This window comes from Arthrobacter sp. OAP107 (genome assembly GCF_040546765.1).
Taxonomy (GTDB): domain Bacteria; phylum Actinomycetota; class Actinomycetes; order Actinomycetales; family Micrococcaceae; genus Arthrobacter.
The window spans coordinates 25367-39813 of sequence record NZ_JBEPOK010000001.1 but is presented as its reverse complement, the minus strand read 5'-3'; the positions used below and the strand labels follow the sequence as shown (position 1 = coordinate 39813).

Genomic DNA, 14447 nt, shown 5'->3' with positions numbered 1-14447 from the left:
GCTGGTTTCCTATCGACTTTCAATCGCTTACGAGGACGGGTGGTTGCCGCCGTCGTCCTCTTCCTCTTCGCGGGCCGCCTTGGCTGCCTTCACCACCACGGCCTCCAGCTCGTCGGTGCTGAGCAGTTCCTTGTGGAGGTGCTTGGTGCGGTAGCCGGCGCGGCCGACCATGTGGGCCGAGACCGGCACGGTGAGCAGCTGGAAGATCCAGGCCACGGCCAGCACCGGCCACACCCACCAGGTGCGCAGCTGCAGCCCCACCGCAGCCAGCAGCAGGAACAGGCCGAGCACCTGCGGCTTGGTGGCGGCGTGCATGCGGCTCATCAGGTCCGGGAAGCGGAGCAGGCCGATGGCGGCGGCGAGCGACATCAGTGCGCCCAGCACCATGAACACAGCCGACACAGCATCGATCACGGCATCCACGGCATTCGGTTCAGGACTCATTGGGCTGCCCCCGCCTGTCGGCCACGAAGCGGGCCACCGTCACCGAGCCGATGAACCCGATGACGGAGATGGCCACCACCAGCATCAGGTTATTCAGGTGCCGGTTCACGGCCATGTCGATGCACAGCGCCGCACCGAGAATGGCCAGCAATACGTCCGCCGCGAGGACCCGGTCCAGCAGCGACGGGCCGCGCGCGATGCGGATGATCGCGCCCGCGGCAGCGAGGGCCAACGCCACGGCCGTAACGGTGAGGACCAGCTCCATCATGCGCCAACCTCCTGGTTCAGGGCGGCAAGCTCTTCCTTTGTTCCCATGATCCGGATAAGCCCCGCCTCAGTGGCGCGGACTTCCTTGCGCAGCCTGAGGACGTCCTCCCCGTTCCGGACGTTCAGTCCATGGATGTAGAGCGTGGAAGTGGACCTGTCCACCTCCACCACCAGCGACCCCGGGATCAGGGAAATCACGTGGCCGGTTGCCGTCACCATCAGGTCTGAATGGCTGCGCAACGGAACGGCGACGACGGCGTTGGTCACCTTGGGCCCCCGGGCCACCGCGAGGTAGAACACCTGGCAGCTGGCGGACACCACCTTGCCGAGGAACACCACCGCGAAGGGAATGGCCCGCAGCACGTTGAAGCGGCCGCTTAGCTCCACCGGCGGCAGGTAGAACAGGCGGGCCACCGCAATCGCCAATAGGGCTCCGAAGAGCAAATTGCCGGGGCTGAAGTCCTGCCAGAGCGCTCCCCAGACGATGACCAGCCACACCAGCAGCGGCAGTTCCTGCCGCAGGGACACCTTTTTCCGGCTCACTTTCCGCCCCCGCTCAGCGCCAAAGCGGGAACGGGCGCGCCGTCACCGAGCACCGCCTGGATGTAGGCGGACCTGTCCAGCATGGCCGCGGCGGACTGGTCCGCCACCTGGAACAGCGGCCCGGCGAAGACCGTGAGTGCTACGCCCAGCACCACCAGGCCCAGGGTGGAGCCCACCATGGTCCGCGGCAGGAGCCGTACCGCCGTGCCGCCTTCCGCTGCCGTGTCACGTTCCGCGTCCGGGGCGGGAGCCAGGAGCACGGGGTCGGGGTGCTCCGCATCCTCGGCCTTGCGCCAGAACGCACGGTTCCATACGCGGGCAACGGCCAGGAGGGTCAGAAGGCTCGTCAGCACGCCCCCGATCACCAGGGCGTAGGCCAGCGGGGTGCCCAGCCCGATGCCGGCCTGCATCAGGCCGAGCTTGCCCAGGAATCCGGAGAAGGGCGGGATGCCCGCAAGGTTCATGGCGGGAACGAAGAACAGCAGCGCCAGCAGCGGGGACAGCTTGGCCAGCCCGGCCAGGCGGTCCACAGCGGAACTGCCGCCGCGGCGCTCGATCAGGCCGGTGACCAGGAACAGGCTCGTCTGGATGGTGATGTGGTGCGCCACATAGAACACTGCAGCGGCCAGCCCGGCCACGGAGGACATCGCCAGGCCGAACACCATGTAGCCGATATGGCTGACCAGGGTGAACGACAGCAGACGCTTAATGTCGCTCTGGGCGAGCGCACCCAGAATGCCGACCACCATGGTCAGCAGCGCCACCACCATCAGGGGCGTGTTAAGGCTGTCGCCGGGAAACAACAGGGTTTCGGTGCGGACCATGGCGTAGACACCCACCTTGGTCAGCAGGCCGGCGAACACGGCTGTGACCGGGGCCGGCGCGGTGGGGTACGAGTCCGGAAGCCAAAAGGACAGCGGGAACACGGCGGCCTTGATGCCGAAGGCCACCAGGAGCATGACGTGCAGGAGCGTCTTGGTTCCCTGGTCCAGTTCGGACAGCTTGATGGCAAGGTCCGCCATGTTGATGGTGCCGGTCGCGCCGTAGACCATGGCGATGGCAATCAGGAACAGCACTGACGACACCACCGAGACCACGACATAGGTGACGCCCGCCCGGATGCGGGGGCCTGTGCCGCCGAGGGTCATCAGCACATAGCTTGCCGTCAGCAGGATCTCGAAGCCGACGTACAGGTTGAACAGGTCCCCGGAGAGAAACGCGTTGGAGACCCCGGCCACGAGGATCAGGTACGTGGGGTGGAAGATCGAAACCGGGGCGTCCTGGTCGCCGTCGGCCATGCCCTGCCCGGTGGCGTACACGAGGACGGCCAGGCTCACCGCGGAGGACACCACGAGCATGAGGGAGGAGAACTGGTCCACCACCAGGACGATCCCAAAGGGCGGAACCCAGCCTCCGATGTTCACCGCGGACGTGCCGCCGTTCCAGACGGACGCCAGGAGCAAGCACTCCAGCAGCAGGGTGAGTGAGAGCAGGCCGATGCTGACGGCCCGCTGTGCGCGGGAGTGCCGGATCAGCACGAACGTCAGCGCCGCTCCCAGGATGGGAAGTACGACGGCGAGCGGGGCAAGGCTTGCGAGGTTCACTTCGCGCCCCCGTCCGTGTCAGTGCCGTTTTCCGTGCCCGTGTTTGTGTCTGTGGCGATGTTCCCGGATCCCGGTTTCTCCTCCTGCGCCGCGTGTTCCGCCAGGAGGGTCCGGCCGCCTGCCTCCACGGTCGCCGTCGGCTCCGCCGCCGCGGAGCCGTCCGGTCCGCGCATGGGCAGCGGGAACTCGGAGGTTTCCACGGGGATGACGGCGTCGTCTTCCGCGTCGAAGCTGGGCGTCTCGGCCACGCGGCGGTCCTCGATGTCGTCCTGGATGTCGTCCTGGCGGGCAAGCACCCAGGTCCGGTAGATGATGCCCAGCATGAAGGCCGTCACCGCGAAGGAAATGACGATGGACGTCAGGATCAGTGCCTGCGGCAGGGGGTCGTTGTAGGAGGCCGGGTCTGTGTCCTTGCTGAAGAAGGGTGCCAGCCCGGCGTAGCCGCCGGTGGCGAGGATCAGCAGGTTGGTGGCGTTGGCCAGCAGCATCAGCCCCAACAGCACACGCGTGAGGCTGCGTTCGAGGATGAGGTAGATGCCGCAGGCATAAAGGGCGCCCATGACGGTCAGCAGGGTCAGGTTGACTGTCATGCGGTTCCGCCTCGGGTGGATCCTGCCGGGACGCCGCCGGACACTTCTTCGCTGCCCTCGTCGCCTTCCTGCGCGGCCTGCTGCAGGGGGCGTTCTTCAAAGTGCTCGTCGATCTCGGCGCCGAGGCTGCGGAGCACATCCAGCACCAGGCCGACCACGACGATGTACACGCCGGTGTCGAAGATGGTGGAGGTGACAAACTTGATGTCGCCGAACACCGGCAGCCAGAACTCGATGATGGCGCTCTGGAACACCTGCCCGCCCAGCAGGACCGGCGCGGCCCCGGACAGCGCGGCCGTGGCAAGTCCGACCCCGAGCAGGGTGCCGGCGCTGATGGGGGTGGCTTCCCGCAGTTCGAAGCGGCCGCCCGCAAGGTAGCGCAGGGTCAGGGCCATACCGGCCATGAGTCCGCCGGCGAAGCCGCCGCCGGGGAGGTTGTGTCCTGCCAGCAGCAGGTAGAGCGAGAAGATGATCATCGAGTGGAAGACCAGCCGCGTGACCACCTCGAAGATGATGGAGCGGCGCTCCGGTGCCAGCGTGCGTCCGGCAACAAGCCACGGGTCCCGCGTGGCCGCGGCGAACTTCCGGGTCAGCGCCAGCGCGGCGCCGTCCCGCGACGATTTGTCCACGCCGTGGCGGCGGCCCACGGTCCCCTCGGCCACGGCGGATGACGTGCGGAGCCGGTCCCCGCGGCCCCGGACGAAGATGAGGCTCGCCACGCCGGTGGCGGCCAGCGCCAGCACGGAGATCTCACCGAAGGTGTCCCACGCGCGGATGTCCACCAGGGTGACGTTGACGATGTTGAGCCCGCCGCCGCCCTCGTACGCCAGCTTGGGGAACTCGAGGGAGACGGGCGTGGCGATGCGGACGCCCATGGCGTGGATGGCTGCGAAGACCATGGTGGCGCCGAAGGACAGGCCGATGATTACGCGGACCACCCGGTACTTGCCGCGGGTGCGGTCCCGCAGTTCCGCGGGGAGGCTGCGCATGGCCAGCACGAACGCCACCAGGATGATGGTTTCGACGAGCATCTGCGTCAGGGCCAGGTCCGGGGCGCCCTGCAGCGCGAACATCAGGGCGATGCCGTAGCCGGTGACGGACACCATGAGCACGGCAAGGAAGCGCTTGTTGGCGCGGACAGCGGCGAGTGCCCCGATGACGATCCCCGCTCCGGCCACCAGTTGCAGCGGCGAGTTGGGGTCGACGAAATACAGCCCTTCGGGAAGCGGCTTGTTCGCAGCGATCAGGGCGGACAGGGGCAGCACAAAGGCGACGCTGAGGATCACAGCAAGGTAGAAATACAGCGAGCCGCGCTGCGTGCGTCCGGTAATCCACACGGCAATGTCGTCCAGCGCCCCGATGGTCAGCTGGTATCCGCGGTCGGCGTCGAACCAGGGCGGAACGGCACTCTGGATCCGGTCCACCACCGCCCGTCCGTAGAACATCGCCGCGCCGGCCGCGAAGGTGATGGCGGTCAGGCCCAGGGCGGGGGTCAGCCCGTGCCACAGCGCAAGGTGCCCTGCGGCACCTGCCGCAGTGCCGGCGTCGTGCGTTCCCTCGGTGAACGTTCCCCCGGTAAACAGGGCGGCATACGGCTGAATCCAGGCGTCCACCGGTACCGGCCACAGGCCGTAGGCGATGGTCAGGCCGCTCAGGACTGCCGGGGCCGCCAGGAAGGAGGGCCGGATGGCCTTGAACGGGGTGGGCTCAACGCCCGGTTTCACGGCGAAGGCACCCCACATGAAGCGCGCGCTGTAGGCGAAGGTCAGTATGGAGCCGAGCACCGTGCCCGCCAGGACCACTGCGCCCCAGGGCCCGTAGCCGGGCTCGCCGGCGAAGTGCACGAACGCCTCGAGCACGGACTCTTTCGCCACGAAGCCGCCCAGCAGCGGGATGCCGGCCATAGAGGCGGCGCCGACGCCGGCCACGATGCCGAGGGCCCGGGAGGAGCGGAAAACGCCAGAAAGGTTGCGGATGTCGCGTGTGCCGGACTGGTGGTCGATGATGCCCACCACCAGGAAGAGCGTTGCCTTGAAGAGCCCGTGCGCGAGCAGCATGGCGAGGCCGGCGAGCGCGGCGTCCGGCTTGCCGAGCCCCACCACCATGGTGATGAACCCCAACTGGCTCACGGTGCCGTACGCCAGGATGAGCTTGATGTCCGTCTGGCGCAATGCCCGGTAGCCACCCACCAGCATCGTGGCGAGCCCGAGCCCGAGGACCACCGGCAGCCAATAGGCGGTGTCCGTGAAGCCCGGGGCGAGGCGCGCCACGATGTACACCCCGGCCTTCACCATCGCTGCGGCGTGCAGGTAGGCGCTCACGGGAGTTGGCGCCGCCATGGCGCCGGGAAGCCAGAAGTGGAAGGGAACCAGCGCAGATTTGGTCACCGCACCGGCCAGGATGAGGACGACGGCGGCGCCCACGGCACCCGCCGCCGGTCCGGAAACCAGCTGTGGTGCCTGCTCGAGGATGGAAGAGATCCGGTAGGTGCCGGCGGTGGCACCTAGCATGATCAGGCCGACGAGCATGGCCAGGCCGCCGGCGGTGGTGACCATGAGGGCCTGCAGCGCGGAGCGGCGGGCGGCCAGCCGTGTCCGTGCGTAACCGATCAGGAGGTACGACAGGACGGTGGTGAGTTCCCAGAAGATGAACATCATCAGCAGGTCATCCGCGGTGACCAGCCCGAACATGGCCCCGGCGAATGCCAGCAACTGCGCGCCGAAACCGCCGAGGTAGCTGTCCTTGTCCTTGAAGTAGCGTGCGCAGTAGACCAGCACCAGGGCGCCGACGCCGAGGACCAGCAGCGACATGACCCAGGCCAGGGCGTCCATGCGGAAGGCGAATTCGATGCCGAGGCTCGGGATCCACGGGACGGTTTCGGCTGCGGCTCCGGTGTTCGCGGCTCCGGTGCCGTAGACGGCGGCGTGCTGGAACAGGAGCCAGATGAATGAACCGGCGGGGACCGCGGCCAGCGCGTAGAACGAGTTGCGGCCGAACTTCCGGAAGATGAACGGCGCCACAGCGGCCACCGCGAAGTGCACGGCAAGGACTGTGATCACTGGTATCTCCGCAAAGTCAGAATTCGGTTATCAAAAGTTGGAGCAGGCGGTCATTCGTTGGGTTCGGTCCCGACAGTTTATCAAGGGGGCACTGCCAGTTTTCCCCGCACTGGACAGCCGCAGCGCAAGTTTCTCCAGCCTGCGGGAGAGTTCCCCTTCCCTGTTCGCTGCGGGCGGATAGCATCGGCCTATGAACTCCGCAGCCGCATCAGAGGCAACGCAGCCGTCGTCGGAACTCGAGGCAGGGCCGCAGGCCTCCAGCAAGGGCCGCATCCTGGCCTGGGCGGCGTGGGACTGGGGGTCCGCGGCGTTCAACGCGGTCATGACGACGTTCGTCTTCACCGTCTACCTGACGTCCCAGGCGTTTGGCGGCGAAGACCGGGCGTCAGCAGTGCTCGGTGGAGCGCTGGCCATTGCGGGGGCGGCCATCGCGCTGCTCGCACCCGTCACGGGCCAGCGGTCCGACACCGGGGGCCGCCGCAAGCTCTGGCTGGGAGTGAACACGGCCGCCGTCGCAATCCTGACGGCGTTGTGCTTCTTCGTGTTTCCCCGGCCCGGGTTCCTCCTGCTGGGGGTGTCGCTGATCGCCCTGGCCAACATCTTCTTCGAGTTCGCGGCCGTCAACTACAACGCCATGCTGGCGCAGATTTCGACGCCGCGGAACATCGGCAAGGTCAGCGGCTTCGGCTGGGGCATGGGCTATCTCGGCGGCATCGCGGCCCTGCTCATCGTGCTTGAGCTGTTCGTGCAGCCTCGCTTCGAGTGGTTCGGCGCCTCCACCCAGGACGGCCTGAACATCCGGCTGGTGGCGGTGTTCTCCGCCCTGTGGTTCTTCATCTTCGCGCTGCCGGTGATGTTCGCTGTCCCGGAGCTGCCCAAACCGAAGCGCGCGGCGCGCCTGGGGTTCCTGGCGTCGTACGGGCTGCTGGCGCGCAGGATCAAGGCCATCTACCGGACCAGCCCGCACACCATCTTCTTCCTGCTGGCCAGCGCCATCTTCCGCGACGGGCTGGCGGCGGTCTTCACCTTCGGCGGGATCATCGCCGCCGGCACCTTCGGCTTCGCACTGCCGCAGGTCATCTTCTTCGCGATTTTCGGCAACATCGTGGCGGCCGTGGGCGCGATCCTCGGCGGCTTCCTGGATGACAGGGTGGGGCCCAAGGCCGTGATCATCGGTTCCCTCACCGGCCTGCTGGCCGCGGGAACGGTCATCCTGGTGCTGGGCAACGACAACCACACGTTCTTCGGAGTGCCCTGGTCCGGGGCCGCGACGTTCTGGGTTTTCGGCCTGTTCCTTTGCCTGTTCGTCGGGCCCGCCCAGTCCTCCTCACGCGCGTATCTGGCCCGGCTGGCCCCGCAGGGCGAATCCGGCGAGCTCTTCGGCCTGTACGCGACCACCGGCCGTGCGGTCAGCTTTCTCGCCCCGGCCCTGTTCACGCTGTGCATCACCGTGGCCACTCCCCTGGTGGCCCAGGGCGACGCGCAGCGCTGGGGCATCCTGGGCATCATGGTGGTGCTGCTCGCCGGGCTGCTGGTCCTTCTGCCCGTCAAGGCCCCGAGCGAGGCAGAGATCGCCGTCGTCCCGCAGTCCTGACCGGCTCCGGCCCCGGCTCGGAGCGCGAACGTACACTTCAGCCCCCCGGCGGAGCGCGAACGTACACTTCAGCCCCCGGGCGGAGCGCGAACGTACACTTCAGCCCCCAGCGGGGCCCCACGGATTCAATCGAAATCGCAGGTTCGCGGACTAGGCTGATGTTATGTACATGGAAGAGACAGACCTCCCGGGACTGGGCAGGCGCAAGGACTTCATGACAGCATCCGGCCGGCGCATCGGGGTGGTGGAACTGCGCGAGGGCCAGACCGAGCTGTTCGTTTCCACCTGGGATGACCCGGACACGTGCCAGGCTTCCATTCCGCTGACCGGCGAGGAGGCGGCGTGCCTGGGAAATCTGCTGGGTGGCCAGCACCTTGCCATGACGCTGACCGAGGCGCACCGGGAAGTTCCCGGCATTGCCACCCGGCAGTTCTCCATTGCCGCGGACTCCCCTTTCCAGAACCAGCCCATGGGCAAAGCCCGCATCCGCACCAGGTGCGGCGTTTCGATTGTGGCGATCATGCGTGAAGGCGAGGTGGTTCCTTCGCCAGGCCCCGACCTAGTCCTTCACCCCGGCGACCTGCTGGTCGCCGTCGGCACGCAAGAGGGGCTGGACGCTGCGGCCGACATCCTGCGCAACGGCTGACCCTCATGGACCGCGTGGCCCTGTCCCTCATCGAACTCGGGGCAGTTGTGTTCTGCCTCGGCCTGCTGGCGAGGCTGGCGGGGCGGATCGGGATGTCTCCCATTCCGCTGTATCTGGTGGGCGGGCTGTGCTTCGGCGCCGGTGGCGTCGTGGAGCTGAGCGGCATGAAGGAGTTTTCCCACCTTTCGGGTGAGATCGGAGTCATCCTGCTCCTGCTTATGCTCGGTCTGGAATATACGGCGACGGAGCTTGTGACCGGCCTGCGCAGATCGTGGAAAGCCGGCATCCTCGACTTCGTCCTGAACTTCCTTCCCGGCGCTGCGTTGGCCGCCCTTCTCGGCTGGGGCGTCGTAGGCGCCATGGTTATGGGCGGCGTCACGTATATATCGTCGTCGGGCATCGCGGCCAAGGTCATCACGGACCTTGGCCGCATCGGTAACCGTGAGACGCCGGTGATCCTCTCCATCCTGGTCTTCGAGGACCTGGCCATGGCGATTTATCTGCCCATCCTCACCGCCACGCTTGCCGGGGTCAGCTTTCTGGGCGGCCTGCAGACCGTGGGCGTTTCGCTGGCTGTGGTCACGGTGGTGCTGCTGGTTGCCCTGCGGCACGGGCACCATGTCTCCAAAGCCGTGCACAGCGAGAATTCGGAGGTCTTCCTGCTGAACCTGCTGGGGGCAGCCCTGCTGGTGTCCGGCGTGGCTGCGGTGCTGCAGGTGTCCGCCGCAGTGGGCGCCTTCATGCTCGGCATCGCGATCTCGGGCGCCACGGCCCACAGTGCGACGCGGATCCTCGAGCCGCTGCGGGACCTCTTCGCCGCCATCTTCTTTGTGGCGTTCGGGCTCAACACCGACCCCACCTCCATCCCTCCGGTGCTGGCGTGGGCGCTCGTCCTGGCGGTTATCACAGCCGCCACCAAGATCATCACCGGAGTGTGGGCTGCCAAGCGTGCCGGCATTGCGCGGCCGGGCCGCTTTCGCGCCGGGGCTGCGCTGATTGCACGCGGCGAGTTCTCCATTGTCATCGCCGGCCTCGCGGTGACGTCAGGGGTGGTTACGGACGAGCTCGCCGCCCTCGCCACGGCGTACGTTCTCATCATGGCGGTCATGGGCCCGCTGGCTGCCCGTTACGTCGAGCCCCTCGTCAAGAAGTTCTCCCGCCCGGCGCGGCCGGAGCCCGTCCGGGCCTGAGCCCGAGTCGGACCCGTTTCGGAGGGCCCACCCCTCGAGACGTGAGATCTCGACGTTTGCGGGGCGGCCAAGCGGCGGGATCTCACCTCTCGGCGCGCCACCCGCACCGCACCAGCGCGTCCAGTACCCGCTGGGCGCACCCGTCGAAGCCCCAGGTCCTGACCTGTGACGCCGTGATCGTCACCGAAGTCCAGCCGATCGCTGCGATGGACTCGTCCCTTCGGATGTCTGATTCGCGCTGGGGTGGTTCAAGGTGGTGCCGGTCGTCGTAGTTCACAGCCACCTTGAACTTTGGAAAGGCCATGTCCGGCCAAGCCAACTCCCAGTCGGTTTCATCCGTGATCACGTGGCCCAGTGCCGGTTCGGGCAGGCCCAATCTGCCCAGCGCCAGCCTAAGCCGCGTCTCGGGCGCCGAGTCCGCTCCCACTCTGGCCAAGCCCAGTGCAGCCTTGGCCTTGCGGATTCCCCGCGCGCCGCTGCTGCGCTCCACCTGCTGCTGCAGATCGGCCATGGAGCAGAGGGCCAGTTTCCGCGGGCCAAAGCTTCTGGACTGGCTGCAGATGAAGAAGTCAGCCGCAACCACCAGATCCTCGAGCCCAAGAATGGCGGCGAGATCCAGCCATGTTCGTGCCGGGCTCGTGATGGGAACGCCGTCAAGCTCCGTGAGGTCGGTGTTCAGCAATTCCAGCCGGTGGCCGGCCACGCCCTTGCGCACGGGCCGGTTCCCGCCGTCGAACCGCGCCAAATGCACCCTCAAGTCACTCTGCACACTCCACGGAAGCGGGCATCGCCACAGCCGTCCGGCGGTCCCCAGGCAGCAGGCAGCCGACGGACAGAGCCCGGACAGCAGCCGGCAGGTGTGTGCAAAGTCCTGTTCGACACCCCACGGAACACGCACCCCACGGCTTGCCACCCGAAGGTCACTGCGCCAGGCCCGATGCGCGGCAACACCCGCAGACCGTTGCTCATCGAGCGTGAACGACCTGCCGGCAAGCGGACCAGGCAGCGGCGGCGGCTTTCTCATGCGCCATTGTGTGCACGTCCGGGCAGGTCCCCCGCGGTTATCCACAGTGTGGAGGAGAGGTGGTGAGCGCGTTCCGTCACCGAGAGGTGAGATCTCGACGTTTACGCAACCGCAAAGCGGCGAGACCTCACGTCTCGGCGCGAACAGCGGGCGCTAAATGTCGGTGCGGTGGAAGTTCAGGTGGCTGCGGCTGGCAGTGGGGCCGCGCTGGCCCTGGTAGCGGTTGCCGTACTCGCCGGAGCCGTAGGGGAACTCCGCGGCGGAGGTCAGCCGGAAGAAGCAGAGCTGGCCGATCTTCATGCCCGGCCAGAGCTTAATAGGCAGCGTGGCCATGTTGGACAGCTCCAGTGTGACGTGCCCGGAGAAGCCGGGATCGATAAAGCCGGCCGTTGAATGCGTCAGCAGGCCGAGGCGGCCAAGCGAAGACTTGCCCTCGAGGCGCGCGGCAATGTCGTCCGGCAGCGTGACGGTTTCGTAGGTGGAGCCGAGCACGAACTCGCCGGGGTGCAGGATGAACGGTTCGCCCTCCTCCACCTCCACCAGCCGGGTCAGCTCGGGCTGCTCTTCGGCGGGGTCGATGTGAGCGTATTTGTGGTTGTCGAACAGCCGGAAATAACGGTCAATCCGGACATCCACCGAGGACGGCTGGACCATCGCGGCTTCGTACGGATCGAGGACGATCCGTTCGGAATCAATTTCGGCACGAATGTCGCGGTCAGAGATCAGCACACCCTCAAAAATACCATTGCTGCTCCCCTGCCCTGCCGCTAGTGTTGCGTGAACAATCAGGCTGGCGGTCTCACGTCATACGGCCAGAAATAGAGCTGGGGATATTTTGAACAGGATTGCGGCCAAGGCCGCTGTTGCACTCGCCTGCGCCCTCGCGCTGGCGGCACCCGCGGCCAGCGGCGTGCCAACTATGGCAGCCGCCCGGAGTTCCGCGACGCCCGCTGCCATGCCGGGCGCCACTGCTGCCACACCGGACGCCGCCGCTGCACCGTCCCCGGCAACGCCCGACGACGGCGGGCCGGCCACCGCGGCACCCTCACCCCGGCTGCCGCTCGCCGGAGCGCCTGGAACGGCCGTGCATACCGCAACACCGGCGGTGACGACGGCGGCCGCTACCGCCCCGGCACCCGCCGCTGCCGAGGAAGAGCCCGCCGCTGCAAGCCCCGCCACTCAACCGGCGCCCGCGCAGCCCGTTCCAGCCGGGACCACGCGCCCCGCAGCCGAGGGCCCGCCCGAGCCGGCCTCCATCCCGCCGCTCTCAGCCCCCGCCGACGCGTTCGCCGCGCCGCAAGACACGGCACCGCAGTACGCCGCGCCGCAAGACACCGCCCGGACGGACCCAGGTGCCGCCGCAAAAGGCCTGCTGACACCGCAGGCGCTGGTGCCGGACAGCAACGCCGCCCAGGTGGCCGCCGTCTTCACCGCGATCAACACCTACCGGACGTCCCTGGGCCTGCCGGCCGTCAAGTACCACGCAACGGTTGCCGGCATGGCACAGGAATGGTCGGACAGCATTGCGTCCCGCGAGGTCGTTGAACACCGGGCCAGCTTCTGGACAGACGCCCGCGCCCTGGGTCCCACCAACGGCGCCGGCGAGGTCATTGCCGTCCGTTGGGACCGCGACGCCGCGCAGCTCGTTGAGTGGTGGAAGAACTCGCCGGCGCACAATGCCATCCTCACGGACCCCCGGTTCAACGTGGTCGGCATCGGCATCACCTTCACCGACGGCAACTGGCAGACCACGCCCAACCGCTACACCATGTGGGGAGTGGTGGACTTCTTCGGCTACACGGCCCTGCCCGCCGGGACCACGGCTGCCCCGGGTGGCAGCACCTCGGCTCCCGTGCAGCCGACCGATGTGTGCGAGCCCCTGGTGAAGCACATGCCGCCCACGTTGGACCTCACGACCGCCGCTGTCAGGAGCGCCGGGGACATCGTGTCGGTGGACGCGGCGGGGCAGCTTAACAACCGGCCCGCACTGGGTGCCGGACAGTTCGGCCCGCCCGAAACCATCGGCTCCGGCTTCGCGGCCGCCCGGCAGGTTTTCGTAACCGACTGGGACCGCGACGGCGTTTACGACGTCCTGGTGCAATGGACCGACGGCCGCCTCACCCTGTATCCCGGGCAGCTGGCGGGCGGCTTCCTGCCGCCGGCCACGCTGGGGCAGTCCGGCTGGGCGGGCATGACCCTTGCCGTCGGCGGTTGGTGCTCCACCAACCGGCTCCCCGAGCTCCTGGCCCTCGACTCCGACTCAAACCTCTGGCTCTATCCCAACCGGGGCACCGGCGACCTGGTCCAGCGGACCCTCATCGCGTCCGGCGTCGCAGCGACCCGGCTCGCCATGGTGGATTACGACGGCGACGGGTTCCAGGACCTGCTGGCCCGCCAAGGCGACGGCAGCGTTCTGCTCTACCGCGGTTCCGGCGGCCCGTCACCCAAAGCCGAAGCCCGGACCCTGGTCGCCAGCGGCTGGGGCGACGTGACAGCCATCCGTGCACTGCACGGCGTCACCGGCGCTTACTCGACCGGCCTCGTCCTGCAGCGGACCGGACCAGCCGGCCCCGTGCAGTACTGGAACCTCGACGGCGGAGTCCTTTCGCCGCCGTCGGCCATCCCTGGAACTTGGGCGGGCCAGCAGCTGGCCCAGTAAGAAGCAGTAAAGCGCGGCAGAGGGGAAGCCTCAGTCCGCCGTCGTGCGATCTTCGATAACGGCAGGGAGCCTGGCGAGCTGGCCCACGGCCGCGCGGAGCTGGCGCCGGCGCGCCGGGCGGAGGAAGCTCCAGAAGCCGCGCGCCGGGGCCTCCAGCGCGAAGCGCACCCGGGTCCCGGCGGTCTCGGTGCTGAGGTAGAAACCGCCGCGCAGGAGGGACGGGCCGGCCACTACCTGGAACTGGATTTCGGCGCCCGGCCGGGCATGGGTGATCTCGTAATCGCGCGCCACCGGGCGGCCATGGGGCCCGTCCACGGTGACCTGGTACCTGGCTCCCGGGCTGCCGGCGCTGCCCGAACTGAGCGCCACGCTCCGGACGTCGGCCTGCCATCTGGGCAGATTCGCGCCGTCAAGGAGGAAGGACCAGACCGTCATGGCGTCGCGCGCAACGAGGACCTCGTGTTCTGCACCTGCCATGGGGATCCTTTTTCCGACGTCGGGCCTGCCTTGCGTAGCCCGTTCCCCTTACTGCAGCTAACGAGATTCAGGATAGTCACCCGCACCGCCCGCGGCCGCGCACCGCACGGGCCTTTATCGAACAGTTACGGGAGCCCTTTCTGCCCGGCGGTCCGACGCGCGCCGACTCGGGATCCAGATGGCAGGCGTCACGGTACAACTGCGCTATGCTGGGTTCTGCCCCGGGCAGCTTCCGGTGCGACTGCGGCTGTAGCTCAATGGTAGAGCGCTAGCTTCCCAAGCTTGATACGCGGGTTCGATTCCCGTCAGCCGCTCCAATCCCCTCTTGAATGCGCGGATGCCGGTCCTAG

At 67.8% G+C, this 14447-nt stretch carries 13 protein-coding genes and 1 tRNA gene; 5 read left to right on the top strand and 9 right to left on the bottom strand.

Annotated elements, in window-relative coordinates:
• Window positions 1-27 precede the first annotated feature (27 nt).
• From mnhG to ABIE00_RS00130, 6 genes are read right to left on the bottom strand one after another with little or no spacing between them, the layout of a single operon-like run.
• Window positions 28-444, bottom strand: a complete 417-nt coding sequence (mnhG, locus tag ABIE00_RS00155) for a monovalent cation/H(+) antiporter subunit G (RefSeq protein WP_354255174.1) — start codon at window positions 442-444, stop codon at window positions 28-30.
• Window positions 434-712, bottom strand: coding sequence for an MrpF/PhaF family protein (locus ABIE00_RS00150; RefSeq protein ID WP_354255172.1), 279 nt, complete (start codon window positions 710-712; stop codon window positions 434-436). Before ABIE00_RS00150 ends, mnhG begins: the two co-directional genes overlap by 11 nt.
• Window positions 709-1254, bottom strand: a complete 546-nt coding sequence (locus ABIE00_RS00145) for a Na+/H+ antiporter subunit E (RefSeq protein ID WP_354255169.1) — start codon at window positions 1252-1254, stop codon at window positions 709-711. The genes ABIE00_RS00150 and ABIE00_RS00145 overlap by 4 nt, the downstream gene beginning before the upstream one ends.
• Window positions 1251-2858 (bottom strand): Na+/H+ antiporter subunit D, encoded by a 1608-nt coding sequence (locus ABIE00_RS00140; RefSeq protein ID WP_354255166.1) that lies wholly within the window; start codon window positions 2856-2858, stop codon window positions 1251-1253. The genes ABIE00_RS00145 and ABIE00_RS00140 overlap by 4 nt, the downstream gene beginning before the upstream one ends.
• Window positions 2855-3448, bottom strand: a complete 594-nt coding sequence (locus tag ABIE00_RS00135; RefSeq protein ID WP_354255164.1) for a Na(+)/H(+) antiporter subunit C — start codon at window positions 3446-3448, stop codon at window positions 2855-2857. Before ABIE00_RS00135 ends, ABIE00_RS00140 begins: the two co-directional genes overlap by 4 nt.
• Window positions 3445-6507, bottom strand: coding sequence for a Na+/H+ antiporter subunit A (locus ABIE00_RS00130; protein WP_354255161.1), 3063 nt, complete (start codon window positions 6505-6507; stop codon window positions 3445-3447). The genes ABIE00_RS00135 and ABIE00_RS00130 overlap by 4 nt, the downstream gene beginning before the upstream one ends.
• A 190-nt stretch (window positions 6508-6697) precedes the next feature.
• Here ABIE00_RS00130 and ABIE00_RS00125 point away from each other — a divergent pair, with 190 nt between their 5' ends.
• The 3 genes from ABIE00_RS00125 (at window position 6698) to ABIE00_RS00115 (ending at window position 9937) form a co-directional block, all read left to right on the top strand.
• Entirely contained in the window at window positions 6698-8101 is a 1404-nt protein-coding gene (locus ABIE00_RS00125) for an MFS transporter (RefSeq protein WP_354255158.1), read from the top strand.
• A 163-nt stretch (window positions 8102-8264) separates the two neighbouring features.
• Window positions 8265-8747 carry a cation:proton antiporter regulatory subunit gene (locus tag ABIE00_RS00120; protein WP_331574489.1) on the top strand — a complete coding sequence of 161 codons (483 nt, stop codon included), beginning with the start codon at window positions 8265-8267 and terminating at the stop codon, window positions 8745-8747.
• Window positions 8748-8752: 5 nt separating this feature from the next.
• Window positions 8753-9937, top strand: a complete 1185-nt coding sequence (locus ABIE00_RS00115; RefSeq protein ID WP_331574491.1) for a cation:proton antiporter — start codon at window positions 8753-8755, stop codon at window positions 9935-9937.
• Window positions 9938-10019: 82 nt separating this feature from the next.
• Here ABIE00_RS00115 and ABIE00_RS00110 read toward each other — a convergent pair whose 3' ends face one another.
• Complete coding sequence (locus tag ABIE00_RS00110; RefSeq protein ID WP_354255154.1) at window positions 10020-10706, bottom strand: putative endonuclease domain-containing protein; 687 nt, start codon at window positions 10704-10706, stop codon at window positions 10020-10022.
• A gap of 408 nt (window positions 10707-11114) precedes the next feature.
• Window positions 11115-11690, bottom strand: a complete 576-nt coding sequence (gene dcd, locus ABIE00_RS00105) for a dCTP deaminase (protein ID WP_003803277.1) — start codon at window positions 11688-11690, stop codon at window positions 11115-11117.
• Between the two features lie 106 nt (window positions 11691-11796).
• Here dcd and ABIE00_RS00100 point away from each other — a divergent pair, with 106 nt between their 5' ends.
• Entirely contained in the window at window positions 11797-13620 is a 1824-nt protein-coding gene (locus ABIE00_RS00100; protein WP_354255151.1) for a CAP domain-containing protein, read from the top strand.
• Window positions 13621-13650: 30 nt separating this feature from the next.
• On the opposite strand, the gene ABIE00_RS00095 is transcribed toward ABIE00_RS00100, so the two are convergent.
• Window positions 13651-14097 (bottom strand): SRPBCC family protein, encoded by a 447-nt coding sequence (locus ABIE00_RS00095; RefSeq protein ID WP_354255148.1) that lies wholly within the window; start codon window positions 14095-14097, stop codon window positions 13651-13653.
• Window positions 14098-14340: 243 nt separating this feature from the next.
• Between ABIE00_RS00095 and ABIE00_RS00090 the strand changes: the two genes are divergently transcribed.
• Window positions 14341-14414, top strand: a tRNA-Gly gene (locus ABIE00_RS00090).
• Window positions 14415-14447: the final 33 nt, after the last annotated feature.